Below are 16,726 nucleotides of genomic sequence, written 5' to 3'. Positions count from 1 at the left end.
GATTTAGCCTCGAACCATGATCACCTTGGAGAGCAGGCGCGAATGGCGCCGGAGCCAGCATCGGGTCCGCAGGGCGGAATTTGTGGTTGTGGGATTATTGCTCGCCCTCGTCGCGGTGACGATTCTTGCCGCCTTCATGGGCGTGATGCGTTAGAGGTCGAAGGCCATAACGCAGTCAAGCTGCGGCGATGGCGGCTGGGCACGGCCGCACAATATTGGAAATGTGGAAGACAAAGAAAAGCTCGGACCCGTGAAAACCGGCCCGAGCTTTTTTGTACCGTTGGCCTAGTCATCGCATCATTTGGGTACCGCTGCGATGAGCACCGAAATCGACATGAGACCGAGAATCGCCCAAACAAAGATCAATGACCAGTTCTTCTCTTGGGCTTTCCTGTGGGCCCCATGCCACACTCGTTCCATACTATTCGCGTCCATATCAGCAAGGTATTCCTGCCGATACCGCTCAAATAGCGTGCCAAGCACCCTACTTGGAAGCCTCATTACTCCATTTGAAATATCGGCTACTCGTATTCGGACCGGGTGCCCTAGGCGCGGGTAAAGACGTCTGGCACGCCGTCGCCGTCGTCGTCCGCCTGCTCCTCCCGCGCCACGTGGCGATAGTGCCGGTTACGGGCTTTGAGCACGACGGCGGCAAGCACCGCAGCGGCGAGGGAACCGGCCAGGATGGCCACTTTCGCGTGGTCGTCGTGCGGGGAACCGGTACCGAAGCCGAGTTCGGCGATCAGGAGGGAAACGGTAAAGCCGACACCCGCCAGCGTGGCCAGCCCTGCGACGTCGATCCACGCGAGGCCGTCGTCAAGGCGCGCGCGGGTGGTCTTGGTGATGAGGAATGTGGTGCCGAAGACGCCCGCCGTCTTGCCCACCACGAGGGCGAGCACGATGCCCACCGCCACCGGATCGCGCAAGGCAGCGCCCAGTCCCTCGCCGCCGCCCAGTGCCACACCGGCAGAAAAGAAGGCGAACACAGGCACCGCAAAGCCCGCCGACAAGGGACGCAGCCGGTGTTCGAAGGTTTCCGCGAGTCCGGCCGCGGGCTCGCCCTCCCTGCCTGAGGCCCCCACGGGTACGGTGAAGGCCAGCAGGACCCCGGCCACGGTGGCGTGGATGCCCGAGGCATGGACCAGGGCCCAAGTGGCCGCGGCAAGGGGGAGCAGCAGGTACCACCTGCGGACGCGTTTCTGGACTGGCTTGTTCACGAGGAAGGCAAAGAGGGCAAGCGGCACGGCGGCGGCCAGCAGCATGAGGGGCTCGAGGCCGCTCGAGTAGAAGAACGCGATGATACCGATGGCGATCAAGTCGTCCACCACGGCCAGCGTCAGCAAGAAGGTTCTCAAGGCCGCTGGCAGATGCGTATTGATGACGGCAAGCACGGCCAAGGCGAAGGCGATGTCCGTGGCCGTGGGGATGGCCCAGCCCTTGAGCGTTTCCGCGCCCGAACCGAGATTGAGGACCACGTAAATGAGCGCGGGAAGGGCCACGCCGCCCACTGCCGCCGCTACCGGGACGATCGCTTTTGCAGGCCTTCGCAATTCCCCGGCCACGAATTCGCGCTTCAGCTCCAGCCCGGCGATGAAGAAGAACACGGCCAGGAGCCCGTCGGACGCCCAGTGTCCCAGGCTCAGTTCCAGATGCCATGGGGCGTAGCCGATGTTGACATCGCGCAGGGCGAAGTAGCCATCGGCAAGGGGTGAATTGGCCCAGACGAGGGCGGCCACTGTGGCGGCGAGCAGGAGCGCACCACCAACGGTTTCGGTGCGAAGGATGGCCAGGATTCGTTGGTATTCGGGGAAGCTGGAGCGGCTGAAAACCCTGGGACGGGCGCCAGGGTGCGGGCGATTCGCCATGGTGGCTCCTGTGGAGGTTGGGAAGCTTGGGGTCGACAAAACTGTTGCCGACCAGACTTCCCGGCGCACCTGAACTCCATTTTAGCCGAGGCCCCCAGCTAGCTCGCATTTGTTGTCGTTAAAAGCCCTCATAACGACAACAAATGCGAGCTAGTTGGGCTCGGAAGGGACGTTAGGCGAGCAGGCCCGCTACTCCGATGACGGCCGTCGCGAGTCCGAGCACCATGGAGATGGTGACCAGCACGACGTGGACGGTGAGGAACTTCGTGGCTTTCCCATTGGCGTCGCGGGCACGCGAGTCTGCCGTGACGCGGCGCAGGAACTGCGGCCAAACGATCAGGGACCATGCCCCCGCGACGATCAGCACAATGGACAGGCCAGCTGCCAGCTTCACGCTAGTGGCTTTCGAGCCAGGCCTGGGCCTGCTGGGACTGGATGTTCAAGGCCTTGCCAACCATCGGTTCGGCCGCTTCGGCGATCTTGCCGCCGAGGAACGGAACCGACGACGTGACGGCACCTTCGAGCTCGACGCGGGTGTTGCCGCCGTCGGCCACCAGGTTCTGCACCGCGGTGACATCGAGCGGGGCGCCGGAGATCTTCAGGGAGATGTTGCTGGTCCGGGAGCCATCGGCCGTCGGGGCATCCCACTTCTCGGTCTGGGTGACGGTGAGCTTCTCGCCCACGAACTTGCGGGCGATCTCCGGGAGGCGCGTGGTGGGCAGGGTGCGGACGGTGATGGTGGTGAAGGCGCCGGCGACATCGCCGTCGATCTGGAATGATTCCAAAGTGCCGCCGACATACTCGCTCGTGTGGCGCAGGAAGTCTTCGTCGATGAAAGTAGCGGCTACGCGGTCGACGCCGTAGGGCAGGGTGGTGGATGCGTTCAGGGCCATGGGGGTCCTCCGTGAATATCTCGGTTGAGAGCTCTTGCGGCTCCCAAACATCCTACGGTGTGGGCGAGGTAGGCTAGGAACGCCCCGGGATTCGAGAGAATTTCGGGTTTTCGTGTTGCCTTCCCCCATCCCAGGAGCGCCATCCATGAGCCCTAAAGGCCAACCGTCAGCGGTTAACTCCGGAATCAGCCACCCTGGCACTGTTGCGTCCCTTGACGGATTGCGGCGCGCTCTGGGCGAGGACCGGACGTTCGCACGGGTCAGGCCCGAGGCTTCGCGGGCCTTCACCGAACGCAGCTCTGACTACCAGATCAGCGCCCCCACAGGCTTGAGGGCAGCGCTGCTGGCGGAGATGGCCGATGGCCTCGCCTCCCAAGGCCTTGAAGACAGCGCGGTGGTTTTGGCCGTGACGGCCACTGGCCGCGAAGCCGAGGATCTGACCGCGGCACTGGCGGCCTATCTTCCGGCGGATTCGGTGGTCGCCTTCCCGAGCTGGGAGACCTTGCCGCACGAAAGGCTCTCGCCCCGCTCGGACACGGTGGGCCGCAGGCTCTCAGTCCTGCGCCGCTTGGCCCACCCGGAAACCTCGACGGCGGGTCCCCTGCGCGTGGTCGTGGCGCCGGTCCGCGCCGTGGTCCAGCCGGTCGTGGCGGGCCTGGGAGAACTGGTCCCGGTGACCTTGAGGGTAGGGCAGGAAATGCCCTTCAGCGACGTGGTACGGCGCCTTGCCGACGCTGCCTATTCGCGCGTGGACATGGTTACCCACCGGGGTGAATTCGCCGTCAGAGGCGGTATTTTGGACGTTTTCCCGCCCACCGAGGACCACCCGATCAGGGTGGAATTCTTCGGTGACGAGGTTGACCAAATGCGCTGGTTTGCAGTGGCCGACCAGCGTTCGCTCTCCGGTCCGGCCGTGCACCACCCCACCGAACTGCACGCCCCGCCCTGCCGGGAAATCCTCATCACGCCGTCGGTCATGTCCCGGGCCGCCAGGCTCAAGGCTGACATGCCGGCAGCCGCGGACATGCTGGAAAAGATCGCAGGCGGCATCGCCGTCGAGGGCATGGAGTCACTGGCCCCCGTCCTCGTGGACTCCATGGTGCCTTTCGTTGACCAGTTGCCGGCCGGTTCGATCGGTGTGGTCATCGAACCGGAGAAGGTCCGTACCCGCGCGCACGACCTCGCGGCCACCAACGAGGAGTTCCTTGAGGCGGCATGGTCCACAGCGTCCGACGGCGGGACCGCGCCGCTGGATCTGGCCTCGCAGGCCGCAGCCGATCTGCACGCAGCCAGCTTCCAATCTCTGACGGACACCCGGAGCGCAGCACTGGCCCACGGCGTCTCATGGTGGTCCATCACGTCGTTGGCGACCGACGAAGAGTTGGTTCTCGATATCGATGTCCTGAACCTGCACGCCCGCGAACCGCGCGGCTACCAAGGCGACGTCGCGGAGATGCTCGAATTCATCGGTTCCCACGTACGCGACCAGTGGCGCATTGTGGTGGCCACGGACGGACCGGGCCCAGCCCAGCGCCTGGCCGAGTTGTTCCATGATGCAGACATCCCGTGTTCCCGCGTCGAATCCCTGGCACACGAACCCCAGGCCGGCATCATCGAGGTGACCACGGCCGCCGTCGGACGCGGTTTTGTCCTGGATGGCCTCAAACTGGGGCTGCTCACGGAAGCGGACCTCCTGGGCCGCACATCGGCCGGGTCTACGAAGGACATGCGACGCATGCCCTCCAAACGGCGCAACGCCGTTGATCCCCTTCAGTTGCACGCCGGCGACTTCGTGGTCCATGAACAGCACGGAATCGGGAAGTTCGTGGAGCTGATCCAGCGCAAGGTGGCGGGCTCCTCTGCTGGTCCCTCCGGGGGAGACGCCGGCCTTCGCGAGTACCTCGTGCTTGAATACGCGGCGTCCAAGCGCGGCGCCCCCGGCGACCGGCTTTTCGTTCCGACGGACCAGCTGGACCAGGTGACCCGCTACGTTGGCGGGGACACGCCGTCGTTGAGCAAGATGGGCGGGGCGGACTGGGCGAGCACCAAGTCCAAGGCCCGCAAAGCCGTCAAAGAAATCGCGGGCGAGCTCATCCGGCTCTACTCGGCACGCATGGCGTCCCGCGGACACGCCTTCGCGCCGGACACCCCGTGGCAGCGGGAGCTGGAGGAAGCTTTCCCGTACGTGGAGACGCCGGACCAGTTGACCACCATCAACGAGGTCAAGGCCGATATGGAACGGGAGATCCCGATGGACCGCCTGGTCTCGGGCGATGTCGGGTACGGAAAGACCGAGATCGCCGTCCGCGCCGCGTTCAAGGCCGTACAGGACGGCAAGCAGGTGGCAGTCCTGGTTCCCACCACGCTGCTCGCCCAGCAACACTATGAAACGTTCACCGAGCGCTTCTCCGGATTCCCCCTGCGCGTCAAGCCGCTGTCCCGGTTCCAAGGTGCGAAGGAAGCCAAGGAAACCATAGAGGGGGTCAAGAACGGCTCCGTGGATGTGGTCATCGGCACGCACCGCCTGCTGTCCAAGGACTTCGAGTTCAAGGACCTTGGCTTGGTGATCGTCGACGAGGAGCAGCGCTTCGGGGTGGAGCACAAGGAAGCCCTCAAGAAGATGCGCACCAACGTGGACGTCCTTGCCATGAGTGCGACGCCGATCCCGCGGACGCTCGAGATGTCGCTGACAGGCATCCGCGAAACGTCCACGCTGGCAACTCCGCCGGAGGAGCGGCACCCCGTGTTGACGTACGTGGGGCCGTTCACCAATAAGCAGACCTCGGCGGCGATCCGGCGTGAACTCATGCGCGAAGGCCAGGTGTTCTTCGTCCACAACCGCGTGTCCTCGATTGAGCGCATCGCGGCACAGATCCGGGAACTCGTCCCGGAGGCCCGGGTGGAAGTGGCGCACGGACAAATGTCCGAGAGCCGCCTGGAAAAGATCATCGTGGACTTCTGGGAGAAGCGCTTCGACGTCCTGGTCTGCACCACGATCATCGAAACCGGCTTGGATATTTCCAACGCCAACACCTTGATTGTGGACGGTGCGGACAAGTATGGCCTCTCCCAGCTCCACCAGTTGCGTGGCCGCGTGGGCCGTGGCCGCGAACGGGCCTACGCCTATTTCCTGTACCCATCGGAGAAGCCCTTGGGCGAGGTGGCCCTCGAACGGCTCAAAGCCGTCGCATCCCACAACGAGCTCGGCGCAGGCATGCAGTTGGCCATGAAGGACCTCGAAATCCGCGGCGCCGGCAACCTGCTGGGTGGGGAACAATCCGGCCACATCCAAGGCGTTGGCTTCGACCTCTACATCCGCCTTGTCGGTGAAGCCGTGGCCGAATACCGTGGGGAGGCCGAAGAGAAGGCCGCCGATATGAAGATCGAGTTGCCCGTCAACGCTCATTTGCCGCACGACTACGTGCCGGGCGAACGCCTGCGCCTCGAGGCCTATCGGAAACTCGCCGCGGCCATCACGAACGAGGCCATCGACGAGGTCCTGGCGGAACTCGTGGACCGTTACGGTGAGCCGCCTCTGCCCGCGAAGAACTTGATCGCCGTCGCCCGCTTCCGGGTGGGGGCCCGCGAAGCCGGGTTGTCCGACGTCGCGCTCCAGGGCAACTTCATCCGCTTCTCGCCCGCCCAGCTACCCGAGTCCAAAGTCATGCGCCTGAACCGCATGTACCCGGGCTCGCAGACCAAGCCGGCCCTCGACGCCGTGCTGATCCCGAAGCCCAAGACGGCGAGGATCGGTGGCCGCGACCTGCAGGACGCCGAGATCCTGGAGTGGGCCAACACCGTGATCGAAGCTATCTTCGCGGCTTCGACCGCTTCGCAGACCGCAGGCTAAGGCGATGATGGGAGGACACCACGCCGCGTCCGGGGCCGCGGCGTGGATAGCTATTGCGTCAACCGGCCCGTACGCTTTGGGCTGGTACCCCTTGGACGCCACCGGAATCCTCATTGGAGCGATGACGACGGCGGGGACTGCCTTGGTGTGCGATTGGGACCACCGCGCGAGCACCATAGCCCACTCGCTGCCGCCGCTGTCCAACGTGATCGCCGTCGGGATTGAGAAGGCCAGCGGAGGGCACCGGCAGGGAACCCATTCACTTTTGGGCGCTTCGGCCTTTGTGGTGCTCGCGGCGATGGCTGCCCAGTTCCAGCTGGACACCCCCGTGGGCCGGTTATCGGTGGGCGCGGGGCTGTTGTGCATGTTCATGATCAACCTGGCGGCCAAGGCCCTCAAGCTGTTCCCGAATACCGGCTGGATCGCCAACTGGGTTTTCGCCCTAGCCATGGCCGGACTGGTCACGTGGTTCGCTCCGCATCAGTGGAGCTGGCTGCCTTTGTCCATGCTGACCGGCGTCGTGGTCCACATTGTGGGTGACATGATCACCACCGGGGGAGTGCCGCTGCTGTGGCCGATTGTCATCAAGCCGCCGAAGTTCTGGCGCAAGCTGCCCTTGGTCAGCGGGATCTGGCGGGCCAATGGCGCATTCTCCATCCCGCTGCTTGGCAAGGCCGGTTCGCGGCGGGAGTGGCTGGTCCTGATTCCGGTGAGCGGCTACGCCATGGTCGGCCTTGCCTTGGCGGCCTGGACGCTGGTGCGGAACCAGTGGCCAGCCGCCCAGGCCCTTTTGCTGGGCCTGGGCGGTTGACGGTGGATCTCAGAACTTCGATGCGCCCCCGGAGGTGATGGTACCGATCGGGTTGCCTGCTTTGTCCGCAGCGCCTGTCGCCGGGCTGTAAGTCGGCGTCTTCGGTTGGATGTTCGTTCCCGCTGTGCCGCCTGTACCGCTCCCGCCGAGGGTGATGACCAGTGTCCCGGTGGATTGGGTCCAGGTCATGGTGGACGTTGTGAAGTTCAGGGGCGACGTGCTGCTTGTGTTGTAGCCGCCCACAAGGGCCACGCTGCCGAATGACGGTTCCGCGCAGGTGGTGCTGGTGAATCTCAGGACTTCGTCGGTGCCGATGCTAGCGGTCCCCCCGGCGGTCTGGCTGGGGGACGAGGAGTCCCAGCCGCTGCAGAGAGTGTGTGCGTCCATGTCTGTCGAAAAGACGATGGTGAGCGTGTCTCCCGCGTCGGCTTTCTTTGCGGTGCCGCCGTTGGCCATGGTGACGGAGCTGACAGTTGGCGCAGTGGTGTCGATGGTTATGGCCTGCATTTGGCTGTTGCTGGAGTTGCCGGCCGCATCGGTAGCGAAGTAGGAAATGCTGTGGGTTGCCTCCCCAGTCACGTTCACGGAGGCGGTTGCGCCAGCGACGGTGACCTGGCTGAGGCTGTCCACTTTGTAGCTAATGGATGCGACGCCCGAACCGCCGACGTCCGTCGCACTGAGGTTTACTGTCACCGGGCTGGTCCTGTTGTAGCCGAGGGAGTTTGGCGTTGGCGAGATTGAGGCGACTCCCACCACCGGGGCAGTGGTGTCGATCTTGACCGTTTGAGACTGCGGAGTGCTGGAATTCCCTGCGACGTCCGTGGCGAAGAAGGACACGGTGTGGGTGCCGTTGCCGGTGACACTCACGGCGGCTGTGGCTGCGTTGACGGTCACCGTGCTGCCGCCGTCGACCGTGTACTTGATGGACGCGACTCCCGAGCCGCCGGGGTTGTCCACTGCACTAAGGTTCACAGTCACCGGGCTGGAGTTGTTCCAGCCCGCGCCGTTCGGCGCCGGGGAAATTGAAGTCACGCCGACGGTGGGCGGAGTCGTATCAATGGTTACGCCTGCGCTTCGCGCACTCTCCGCACCTGTCCACAAAGAGATGACTGGTGTGACTGTGTAGTACCACGTTCCGCCGGGCAGGTTTTGTTCCACGCAGCTGAGGCCGGAAACCGTTCCTGCGCAGCCTCCTCCAGCGGCGATATTGGTACCGCCGGAGGGCGACGAGTAGCGGGCCACGGTGTAGCCCGCTACTGCGTGTCCGCCCGGTGTGGCTACGGCCGCCCAGTTGACCGTGGCATTTGCACCGTTCAGAGAGGCCACCGGAGCGCCGCCCTGCGGCATGGTGTCTGCTTTGGCCGCGCCGAAATTGCTGCTGCTCAACGACTGCCAAAAGGCATTGGCCGCCGGGCCGCCCCAGGAGATGAAGAGCGCTGCCAGTAGCGTCCACGTCACGCGACGGCGGAGTGTATGCCTGTATCCGCGGCCTGCAGAGTGCTTGGGCTTGTTCATTTGCGGACCGCCATCGTCACTGGAAGGTGGAATACAGCGCCTTGGCAGCTGGATTGCGAAGCCGTCGACATTGACGCAGCTGCGGGCAGGGTGATCAGAACGGAGGAATTTGCCGGGATGGACACCGTTGGCGTCAGAGGCGCGGCCGGGGCGTTGAACGTTACGCCCGTGGTGGTGCACAGCGGGTGGGATGAATCCGCGGTAGCGGCTGCGTTGGCGATGAAGCTGTACACCTGCACCGTGAAGGCATTTGGATTGCTCGCCCGCACGATGACTTCCGCGGTACCTCCCGGGACGAGGGTGGTTGCGGGACTGTCACCCGCCACCAAGGCATCCACGGTCACGGTCTGCATGGTGCCGCTGGCGGCCGAGCCGCTGCCGATCCCGACGGTAGACCAATAGGCGTAGGCCGATCCGACTCCCAGGACCAGGCTCAGCATGGCAGCCGTCACGGCCGCTTTGGCTGTTGCCAAGGTGCCGGCCTTCATCCACCTGTTCGCTTTCATGTCAGCTGCCCGCATTTCAGTTGCCCTGTCCCGTTCCGGAGTACGAAAGCTGGAGGGTTGCGCCTTTGCACCCGTCCTGGTTGAGCGAGGTGTCCAGCATTCTTATTTGTGGCCACCGAGCCGCCGGGATCCCGCCGGTCGAGAGCGAGGAATTGCCTGGCGGGGCAGAGATCGGATAGCTGCCGCTGAATTGTGTCACTGCATAGTCCGAAGGATTGCATGGCCGGTTATTCGCCACAGCCTGCGCGGTCCGGGTGACCCCCGTGATGGAAACGGTAAGGCCCGTTATATTGAGGCTGGAATTACCCGGGTTCGCCAATTGAAGATTAATCGACACGGCGTTGCCCGGTGCCAGAAGCCCGGTGGGGCCGCCCGAGATGGTGAACGGTTGGTGCTGCCCTGCGGTCACGGTCAAGGAAACGACGACGACGGCGGACTGCAGCGTCCCGCTGTTGCCCTTGAGGCTTAGGGAGTAGGTCCCAAGAGGTGTGGCGGAAGTAGTGGACACGTCGAGGGTCGCTGGCGATGACCCGGGCCCGACGGCGACGCTTGCGGGCGAAAACGTTGCCGTGGCACCTGCCGGCAGCCCCGAGACTGACAGCGAAACATTCCCGGAAAACCCGCCCGAAGGCTTGACCACGACGTTGTAGCTTGCCGAGGTCCCCTGTGTGACGGACCTGCTGGTGGGTGCAAGCTGCAGCGTGATGCCTTTTGCAGCGTTTTGGTTGCCGTTGCCATTAGTACCGGCGGCAAGCACGACGCCCGACGTGAGGATCACCAAAAGGAGGCCTGCCAGGAGCATTTTGGCTCCCGTGCGAACGGTGCGGATCGGCGATCGGAATAGCTCCGGAATGCGGGGCACCGGTTCCTCCTCTGGGTTTGTTCTAGATGGTTTCTCTTGGGACAGCACAAGCCGGTGGGCCGTTGCGGGCCCACCAGCTTTGTGACTAGTGGCTGGCGTAGGCGAGGTTGACAGTGGCGCCCTTGCAGCCGTCCTGGTTGGTGCCGATCTTGTCGTTGAACGCGATCGTCGCACCGCCCCAGCTGCCCACACTCGGACCGCTGGCCACTTCGTGGCCGACGGTCATTACCCCGTTGGTTGGGAAGAGCGTGAAGTCGCTCGCGTCGCAGGCCCCGACTGCACCGGTGGCCTGGGTCACGCTCGCGATGCTCGCCGTCACGTCGGCAACATAAACCGGGCTGGTGTTGGGGTTGGTGAACGTGCCGCTCAAGGTCTGAGATAGGCCGCCCGGCTGCAGACCGGTGACGACGCTGGTCTGCGAGACCGTGATCGTGGTGTTTGTACCTGTTGCTCCGGAGCCGACACCGCTACCGGTGTTGGTCCAGTAGGCGAAGGCTGCTCCGCCGCTTGCCGCTACGAGGGCAACTGTTGCTGCTGCCGCGTAGACTTTTCCTTTTTTGCTCAATTTACGCATGGTGAGACTCCTTGTTAATTGGTATTCCCCGGAACAGGCGACGGCGGCAAGGAATTCGGAAATACCAATCCTGCTTGGACTGCCCATTCATTTGATGACCAAATGCTGGCATGGGCAGTCTTTAACTAACAACGAGTGGTGCTACCCGTTTTTCCCAACAAAAACGAGTGGTACTACTTGGATTGCGATCCGTCTGTGGGAAATCGCCAATGGGGCCCGTCTGCTCGTTCAAGGCTGGTGGACGCCAAATGGCTGGGTTGTACCGGCGAGATCCTGGATTCTCTCGGTCGCGGCCCAGCTGGCAAGCAAGCGGAGGCGTTCATCGGACGGGGATCCAGGTACTGCCGGGTAGACCGTAAGTTTGAAGCCAGGGTCTTCCGCGAGGTCCATGGATTCGTAGGCGAGTTCGAGGTCGCCTACCACCGGGTGGTGGAAATACTTGGTCCCGGCGTAGTGGCGCCGGACGTTGTGGGCGGCCCAGCGGGTTCGGAATTCTTCGCTGCGCATGGACAATTCTCCGACGAGGTCTGCTAAACGTTTGTCGAAAGGATTGCGTCCGGTCTGCGTGCGCAGGATTGCCACGTTGGTATCGGCTGCCAGCTCCCAATTGGGGTAAAACCCCCTGGCCCGGGGGTCGAGGAAAATGAACCGCGAATGATTGGCGGGCCTTGCAGGTTCTCGGTACATCTCCGAATAAAGCGCAAAGCCGAGTTGGTTGGCCGCGACGATGTCCATGTGGCCGTTGCCGATGAAGGCCGGAGACGTGGTGATGGAGTCCAGCATGAATTGGAGAGTCGGGCGGACGGTCCCGCTTTGGAGGGGGCGCCGTCGAGCCTGGCCGGAAGTGCTGGCGGCACGGGCAAGGTTGTAGAGGTGGTCCCGCTCGGCGTCGTCAAGCTTCAATGCCCTGGCTATCGATTCGAGGACGCTTTCGGAGGTACCGGCCAGGTTCCCGCGCTCAAGCTTCGTGTAGTAGTCCACGCTGACCCCCGCGAGCATTGCGACCTCTTCACGGCGCAGGCCGGGGACCCGGCGTCGACTCCCTATGAACGTGAGCCCGGCCATTTGGGGAGTGATTTTGGCGCGCCGAGAGGCGAGGAATTCTCGCACTGCCATCCTGTTGTCCACTCATTCACGCTACACCGGGCTTTGCGCCGTAGGGAGGTACTGCCAGAACCCGGATAAGCAGAGCTCTCGCTAGGGATGGATTCCTTCGCTTCCATTGAAAGTGAACCATAGGCCCGCCCACAATCCTGGGCCGGGCCCTGACCACCAGAATGGAGTCAGCGTGACTGCCATCCACACTCAGATGCCCGAGCGCGAACAGATCGTCGGCCGTCCGCTCGCGGCGGTGCTCGGCTTGCTCACCATCTTCGGTCCGATTTCCATGGACCTGTACCTGCCTGTCCTTCCAGCCCTCACGGCCGAACTTCAAAGCACGACGTCGGTGGCCCAGCTGACAATCACCGCTTGCCTTCTTGGCCTCGCCATAGGCCAAGTAATCGCAGGGCCTCTTTCGGACCGTTTCGGACGCCGAGTGCCGCTGCTGATTGGAGTAATCGCCTACACAGCGACATCGGCCCTGTGTGCGCTCGCCCCGACCGTAGAAACACTCGTCGCCGCGAGGTTCGTCCAGGGCCTGGCGGGCGCCGTGGGCATCGTGATTGCCCAAGCCGCTGGCCGGGATGTCTATTCGGCCGGTAAGCTGCTCCGCTACTACGGACGCCTCACGGTGCTCGGAGGACTGGCCGCGATTGTCGGCCCAGTGATTGGCGGCCAACTCGCTGCAGTCACAGACTGGCGGGGTGTCTTCCTGTTCCTCGCAGCCATCGGTCTTGCCATCCTTGTGGCCTGCTTGGCCGTTTTCCGGGAGACCTTGCCGGGGAGCCGGCGCATCACAGGAGGTCTTTCCCACACGGTCAGGGACTTCCGCCGGCTCCTTGCGGACCGGGTGTTCGTTGGGGCCGTTCTGATCACAGGCTTCACGTACTCAGCGATTTTTGCCTACTTGAGCGGGGCAACCTACATCCTCCAAGGCATGTACGGGCTCTCCCCGCAGGGCTACTCGCTCGCCTTCGGCCTGAACTCCCTGGGCTTCATGGTCTTTGGGTTCATGGCCGGACTCCTGGCTGAACGTTGGTCTGAGAAGGCAACCCTCGTCCTGGGCCTGTTCATGACTCTCTCCGGCGCCCTCGGCCTCCTTGCCACTGCACTCCTGCACCTGCCTTTGATCGCTATCGTCCTGTCCCTTTTCACCATGGTCAGCGGAGTGGCCGTGACCAGCCCGCCGGCAACGTCGCTCGCACTGAAGGACTACCCTGACTTGGCAGGCACGGCGTCCTCGCTCCTTGGTCTGGCTCGGTTCGCTTTCGGTGGCCTCGCTGCACCCTTGGTCGGCATCGCGGGTGCCAACAATCCGGTTCCCTTCGGCGTCGTCGCCTTCGTTTCGGCTGCAGCGGCTGCGCTTTGCATCGGATTGATCAGCAGGCGCGCAGTGAACCGTCTCAATCACCACTTCTGACCTTCTTTGGTGCGACAACGACGGCGACACGCCCTTTTTCGGGGCGAGTCGCCGTCGTTCGCGTTGAAAGGAGGTCAAAAGTGGTGGAACCACACTTAAATTGCTGTGGCCCCGGACCAGGTCCAGGGCCACAGCATTTGCGGTTAAGTCTTAGCTTTCGCCGGCCGAGTTGGAGCGGCCGAGGATTGTTTGTGGAATCCAGAACGCGAGGGCAAAGAGGCCGAGGCACACAGCCATGGGCCACGGGTTGCTAAGCGTCAGGAAGGACAGCGAATACAGTGCGCCGAGGAACAGGACCATGATGACCGCGAAGATCAAAATGCTCTGGCCCAGGTTGTTCTCTTTTTCGACGAGCTTGCTGGCGTTCTGGGACATACTTTCCTCCTCGGCCCCTGCGGGGCTCAAAAACTTTGGCGGCTGCGGGGCTATTCTGTACTGGGGAAATTCAGTACGCGGATGAACCTTGTTCACCCTTGACGATGGCAATCCCGGAGCTCGCACCGATACGTGTTGCACCAGCAGCAATCATAGCCTGTGCATCAGCCAGGGAACGCACTCCACCGGAGGCCTTGACGCCGAGGTCAGGGCCAACTGTCTTGCGCATGAGCGCAACGTCTTCAACCGTGGCGCCGCCACCGTTGAAGCCGGTTGATGTCTTGACGAAGTCTGCCCCGGCCTCCACGGAAGCCTCGCAAGCCAGGACCTTCTGCTCGTCATTCAGCAGCGCGGTCTCGATGATGACCTTCAGGATGGCCCCGCCTGCGTGGACCGCCTCCGCCACCGCTGTGACGTCATCCACCAATGCGCCCTTGTCCCCGGCCCGGGCTGCGGCGATGTTGATCACCATGTCGATTTCATCCGCACCGTCCAGCACAGCACCACGGGCTTCAAAAGCCTTGACGTCGCTGGGAGTAGCACCCAGCGGGAAACCAACCACCGAGCAGGTGAGCACGCCGGAACCCTTGAGTGCCTTCGTGACGGTCTTGACCCAAATCGGATTGACGCACACCGATTTGAACTTGTACTCGGCTGCCTCCGCACAGAGCTGGCGCACCTCGGCCTCGCTGGCCTCCGGCTTGAGAAGAGTGTGGTCGATGTATGAAGCGATGCTTGCACTATTGTCCAGTGCAGTAGAGGCTTCGTTGCTCATGGAGGTCCTTCCGTGGCGGGCCCGGTGGCTTCGTGCCGCAAGGGTCGCGGCTCGTCAAATGACCATCTTGCCACACTGCTCGACCGCCGTGGAGGCTGCCCCGAAACCGGGGGGATGCCGAGTGCCGGGCCGTCTCAGGCAGCGGCGACGGCGGTCCGTCCGGCCCTCGGAGCGCGGAAGCTGGCGTCTTCTTCAAGCCGGGCGGCGCAGCGGGCCGCTGCCGCATCGGAAGACAAGACGAGCCCCAAGCGCATGCCGTCCCAGGAGGCGGCGTCGCCGATCGCCCAGATGCCTGGCACGGAAGTGGTGAAGTCGCGCCCCACCCCGATGCCGCCGTCGGGAGCTGTTTGCAGGCCGGCACTTTCGGCGAGCTCGTTGCGGGGGAGCCGTTCCTCAGCGAGCACCACAAGATCGCCGTTCATGCTGCTTCCGTCTTCGAAGACGATCCCGGTGGCCGGGAACACCGAACCGGCCACGGAAGGCATGACGGACGCGGGGCGCAGGGTGGTGCGGACTGGCCGGACGCCGCGGGCCCGAAGCACAGCCTCGGCCTGGCCGGCCGCAGGTCCAGTGCCCACCAGGATTCCCAGGGGGCGACGGCCCAGGACCCGGGTAATGTCGTTGACCGCGGTGCCGATCTGCTCAGCATCGTCGATGGTGGAGTAGCTCAAGCCACGTGCAGCGCCCTCGACCGGCGGAAACATCGGGGCAGAGCCGGTGGCGATAACCAATTGGTCGTACGGGAACTCCATGCCCTCGGTGGTGGTCACTGTGCGTGCCTGGGCGTCAATGAAACTTGCCGCCTGGCCGAAGCGAACGGAAACCTGGGGGAGCGCAGCTAGCTCCAGGAGCGCATCGGAACAATCGTCGCGGTTGCTCAGAACGGTGATGGTGCCGTGGAAGGCTGCGGTTCCAGGCTGCTGCGAAGCTGCGCTGACCCCCGCCAGCCGACGAACGAGGGCTTGGGCTGCGGGCCCGGCTCCTGCGATGACGAGGTGGACGGAGCCTGCGGACGGGGTGATGGACATGGTGGGTCCCTTCGCTGGATTAACCTCTGGGTACGTGCCTGTGCCCAGCCTAGGCGTTGGGTTTTTCGGCGGTGTTTCCCCGTTGTTGCCATTTCGCAGGCTCCTGTTCCCTGATGGTTACCCACCGGTAATGAGCTGGGTCACATGCGGCCGGCGGGGCATCAACCCGGCGCGGCTAGTGCGCCGTGCGGGAGCGTTCCGGAGGCGCCAACCACTCCTGACTCTGGCCAAGCCCAACTACGCCGTCCATCGTGCCTTCGCCGCGGAGGGCGGCCGCACCTGCTTCTGTGGATGCCGTGAGGAACCACGCTTCGACGTGGTCGTCCAGGAGGCTATGAGCTTCGGATAGCCACGCGGTGAACACGGGCTTGGGTCCCACGCGGAGGGTTTTCAAGGGCGCGACGCCGGGAGCGTCGCCCAGGACGAGCCGCGCCTTGGCCTGCCTGCCGTAGGCGACGTTCGCCGTGCCCTCGACATAGGTGTCCGACTTCCAGAGCATTCCACGGAAGGCGCAGTAGTTGGCGACCGCGAGCCTCACCGGGAGCCCAACCGGAGAAGGCTGTTTGATTTCGATGAAGCAGCCCAGCATTCCGTCCTGATCGTACTGGGCCGAGACGGTTGCGTCCGTGACTACGAAGTCTAGGTTGGCCTGGTGCTTGGGCATGCCCCAGATTCCCTTGCCGCCCTTGACCGAGATTTCGGTGCTGACGGGCAGGTCCACCACAAACTGGCCAAGCCTGAACGATTTCTGGAAGATGAGCGGCAGAAGCGGCGGGACGGGCCGGCTGCCGTGGGTGATGGCAATGGCCAGGGAATATTCGATGTTTTTGCCGATGTCCGTGGACGTGTGGTTGACCACGATGACTGTAAGCAGGCCTTTGCCGCCGAGGCTGAAGGGTCGCATTTCATTGCCTGGGAGCAGTCCAGCGGCGGCGCGTTTGTTGATGGGAAACGCCGCCATCAGCATGGGGGAGTCGTTCGAATTGAGCGGCATGACGTGATTGATGCCGTCCACTTTGGCGTACCGGCCGCTGAGTTTGATCTGGCGGCGTGGGACCGGGGAGGGGAGCAATCTGCGGAGGGACCTGTGCATCGACGCGTGCAACTGTGCGAAGTTTTTCATGGCCGTTCCTCCGGACCAAGAGCGAATG

At 63.8% G+C, this 16,726-nt stretch carries 16 protein-coding genes; 4 read left to right on the top strand and 12 right to left on the bottom strand.

The genetic code is table 11. From position 1 onward, the window contains the following. Nucleotides 1-16 precede the first annotated feature (16 nt). Nucleotides 17-154: a hypothetical protein gene (locus tag AC3ANQ_RS16425; protein WP_488302018.1), complete on the top strand. Its 138-nt coding sequence runs from the start codon at nt 17-19 to the stop codon at nt 152-154. 391 nt (nt 155-545) lie between these two features. Here AC3ANQ_RS16425 and nhaA read toward each other — a convergent pair whose 3' ends face one another. From nhaA to AC3ANQ_RS16410, 3 genes are all read right to left on the bottom strand, one after another. Then, on the bottom strand, nt 546-1,865 hold the full coding sequence (nhaA, locus tag AC3ANQ_RS16420; RefSeq protein WP_488302017.1) for a Na+/H+ antiporter NhaA: 1,320 nt from the start codon (nt 1,863-1,865) through the stop codon (nt 546-548). A 172-nt stretch (nt 1,866-2,037) separates the two neighbouring features. Continuing rightward, on the bottom strand, nt 2,038-2,259 hold the full coding sequence (locus tag AC3ANQ_RS16415; RefSeq protein WP_488302016.1) for an SCO4848 family membrane protein: 222 nt from the start codon (nt 2,257-2,259) through the stop codon (nt 2,038-2,040). Between the two features lies 1 nt (nt 2,260). Next, nucleotides 2,261-2,758: a DUF2505 domain-containing protein gene (locus AC3ANQ_RS16410; protein WP_268023660.1), complete on the bottom strand. Its 498-nt coding sequence runs from the start codon at nt 2,756-2,758 to the stop codon at nt 2,261-2,263. Nucleotides 2,759-2,903: 145 nt separating this feature from the next. Here AC3ANQ_RS16410 and mfd point away from each other — a divergent pair, with 145 nt between their 5' ends. After that, entirely contained in the window at nt 2,904-6,608 is a 3,705-nt protein-coding gene (gene mfd, locus AC3ANQ_RS16405) for a transcription-repair coupling factor (RefSeq protein ID WP_488302015.1), read from the top strand. 4 nt (nt 6,609-6,612) lie between these two features. Beyond that, nucleotides 6,613-7,419, top strand: coding sequence for a metal-dependent hydrolase (locus tag AC3ANQ_RS16400; protein ID WP_488302014.1), 807 nt, complete (start codon nt 6,613-6,615; stop codon nt 7,417-7,419). A gap of 9 nt (nt 7,420-7,428) precedes the next feature. Here AC3ANQ_RS16400 and AC3ANQ_RS16395 read toward each other — a convergent pair whose 3' ends face one another. The 5 genes from AC3ANQ_RS16395 to AC3ANQ_RS16375 form a co-directional block, all read right to left on the bottom strand. Beyond that, entirely contained in the window at nt 7,429-8,877 is a 1,449-nt protein-coding gene (locus AC3ANQ_RS16395) for an OmpL47-type beta-barrel domain-containing protein (protein WP_488302013.1), read from the bottom strand. 53 nt (nt 8,878-8,930) lie between these two features. Beyond that, a complete protein-coding gene (locus AC3ANQ_RS16390; protein ID WP_488302012.1) occupies nt 8,931-9,440 on the bottom strand; it encodes a hypothetical protein in 510 nt (169 codons plus the stop codon). 16 nt (nt 9,441-9,456) lie between these two features. Then, nucleotides 9,457-10,302: a COG1470 family protein gene (locus AC3ANQ_RS16385; RefSeq protein WP_488302011.1), complete on the bottom strand. Its 846-nt coding sequence runs from the start codon at nt 10,300-10,302 to the stop codon at nt 9,457-9,459. An 85-nt stretch (nt 10,303-10,387) separates the two neighbouring features. Then, nucleotides 10,388-10,876: a hypothetical protein gene (locus tag AC3ANQ_RS16380; RefSeq protein ID WP_488302010.1), complete on the bottom strand. Its 489-nt coding sequence runs from the start codon at nt 10,874-10,876 to the stop codon at nt 10,388-10,390. 228 nt (nt 10,877-11,104) lie between these two features. Next, nucleotides 11,105-12,004 carry a helix-turn-helix transcriptional regulator gene (locus tag AC3ANQ_RS16375; RefSeq protein WP_488302009.1) on the bottom strand — a complete coding sequence of 300 codons (900 nt, stop codon included), beginning with the start codon at nt 12,002-12,004 and terminating at the stop codon, nt 11,105-11,107. Between the two features lie 160 nt (nt 12,005-12,164). On the opposite strand from AC3ANQ_RS16375, the gene AC3ANQ_RS16370 reads away from it, so the two are divergent. Continuing rightward, the gene (locus tag AC3ANQ_RS16370; RefSeq protein ID WP_488302008.1) at nt 12,165-13,397 is read left to right on the top strand and encodes a multidrug effflux MFS transporter; all 1,233 of its coding nucleotides are present in this window, start codon (nt 12,165-12,167) and stop codon (nt 13,395-13,397) included. A gap of 150 nt (nt 13,398-13,547) precedes the next feature. Here the strand turns inward: AC3ANQ_RS16370 and AC3ANQ_RS16365 are convergent, their stop codons facing one another. The 4 genes from AC3ANQ_RS16365 to AC3ANQ_RS16350 all read right to left on the bottom strand — a co-directional run bounded on the left by AC3ANQ_RS16365 (nt 13,548) and on the right by AC3ANQ_RS16350 (nt 16,698). Next, the gene (locus AC3ANQ_RS16365) at nt 13,548-13,772 is read right to left on the bottom strand and encodes a hypothetical protein (protein ID WP_488302007.1); all 225 of its coding nucleotides are present in this window, start codon (nt 13,770-13,772) and stop codon (nt 13,548-13,550) included. Between the two features lie 70 nt (nt 13,773-13,842). Next, nucleotides 13,843-14,547: a deoxyribose-phosphate aldolase gene (deoC, locus tag AC3ANQ_RS16360; RefSeq protein ID WP_488302006.1), complete on the bottom strand. Its 705-nt coding sequence runs from the start codon at nt 14,545-14,547 to the stop codon at nt 13,843-13,845. 134 nt (nt 14,548-14,681) lie between these two features. Continuing rightward, on the bottom strand, nt 14,682-15,575 hold the full coding sequence (locus tag AC3ANQ_RS16355) for an FAD-dependent oxidoreductase (RefSeq protein WP_488302005.1): 894 nt from the start codon (nt 15,573-15,575) through the stop codon (nt 14,682-14,684). Between the two features lie 175 nt (nt 15,576-15,750). Further along, nucleotides 15,751-16,698 (bottom strand): acetoacetate decarboxylase family protein, encoded by a 948-nt coding sequence (locus AC3ANQ_RS16350; RefSeq protein WP_488302004.1) that lies wholly within the window; start codon nt 16,696-16,698, stop codon nt 15,751-15,753. Nucleotides 16,699-16,726: the final 28 nt, after the last annotated feature.

It is taken from the genome of Arthrobacter sp. DMZ02-1R (assembly GCF_057747935.1).
The sequence above is the reverse complement of the archived record's forward strand: the minus strand, read 5'-3'. Positions and strand labels throughout refer to the sequence as shown.